The 1481-nt window shown below is 68.2% G+C and carries 2 protein-coding genes; one reads left to right on the top strand and one right to left on the bottom strand.

Annotated elements, in window-relative coordinates:
• The coding region (locus B9G38_RS17300) for an MBL fold metallo-hydrolase (RefSeq protein WP_086221177.1) at window positions 1–493 on the bottom strand (493 nt) is incomplete at its 3' end.
• Between the two features lie 246 nt (window positions 494–739).
• On the opposite strand from B9G38_RS17300, the gene B9G38_RS17295 reads away from it, so the two are divergent.
• Window positions 740–1481: PAS domain S-box protein (locus tag B9G38_RS17295; RefSeq protein WP_143415629.1), on the top strand; the 742-nt coding region annotated here is incomplete at its 3' end.

The following is a 1481-nucleotide window of genomic DNA, read 5'->3' as shown; positions in this document are numbered from 1 at the left end:
GGTACGGGGCGCTCACGTCGACCTCCTCGGGCATACGTCCCATTCCGCCGGCGTCGTATGACGGAGTACAGTCGTCGTCCGACTCCTGGGTCGGCTTCTTGTCGCCGATCACGAACCCGGCCGGCATCCCGGCGGAGTAGTCGGGGTCGTTCTCGATCCCGTTCGAGTGGTCCGCGCGGACCATCGTCACCCACGCGTCGCCGCACTCGACGGTGCCGCCGATGTTCATGCCGCCCGCCGGGAGGGTGTGTTCGTGGCCGAAGTTCTCTTGGACGTAGCCGGTCAGCTCCGGGGTCGCGACGACCGTCGCGTCCGGGAACTCGGCCGCGTCGCCGACGTGGTCCGCGTGCCCGTGGGTCAACAGGAGGTAGTCCGGGTCGAGCGACGCCGGGTCGACGTCGGTCTTCGGGTTGTCGAAGAACGGGTCGATGAGCAGCTCCGTGTCCTCGACGACGACGTGCCACGTGGAGTGGCCGTGCCAAGTGAGTTCCATGGTCCGTTTCCGATATCTCGGCGCGCGGTAATAAAACTCGACGCCGCGGATCCGGAACCGCGCCGGCGGCACGCGAGACCCGCGGCGATCCCCGCCCCGACGCGGCCGCCAATGTCGGTTCGTCTCTTTTTCACGATCTTTTTCGCCGGGCGATCAGTTCGATCGGCGACGCTCGCAATATCTTCCCTCGACTACAGCCTTAACACCGGAATCGGTCTACTGACTCCGTGACAGTAGGGCCTCGACATGGTTCGTAAGCCGACCGACGACGGCGGCGACGACGTGGGAGACGACCGGTACCGCCACCTCATCGAACACGTTCAGGACGCGGTCGTCGAGTTCGCGCTCGTCGACGGCGAACCGATCGTCGGAGACGTCAACCGAGCGTTCGTCGACGTCTTCGGCTACGACGCCGAGGAGATCCGGGGGGAGTCGCTCAACGCGTGGGTCGTCCCGGACTGGAAGCTCGCGGAGGCGAGGGGGTTGGACTCGAACACCGCTTCCGGAGCGATCAACTACCGACAGGTGACCCGGGAGACCGCGACCGGGCTCCGCGAGTTCCTCTATCGAGGGGTCCCGTACGCGGCCGAGGAGGCGGACGGCGGCGCCGCGGAGGGCGGCTTCGCCGTCTACACGGACCTCACCGAGGTGTCCCGAAACGAGCGGCGGCTGGAGGTGTTGAACCGGATCCTCCGCCACAACCTCCGGAACAACGCCAACGTCGTCTCCGGCCACACGACGCGGTTGCTGGCCGAACTGGAGGACCAGCGCGGCGAGACGATCGACGCGGCGGCCACGATCGAGCGCGCCGCCCACGAGCTCGAACAGCTGGCCGAGGAGGCCAACAGCATCCGTCGGGTCCTCGAACACCCCACCGACGAGGCGGCGGAGATCGACCCCGAACCGACGGCCCGCGCCGTCGCCGACGACCACCGGGAGCGAACGCCGCACGCGTCACTCCGGGCCGAGCCCTCAGACGCCGGGCCGG

The organism is Halorubrum sp. SD612 (genome assembly GCF_002135005.1).
This window is presented reverse-complemented; position numbering and strand designations above follow the sequence as displayed.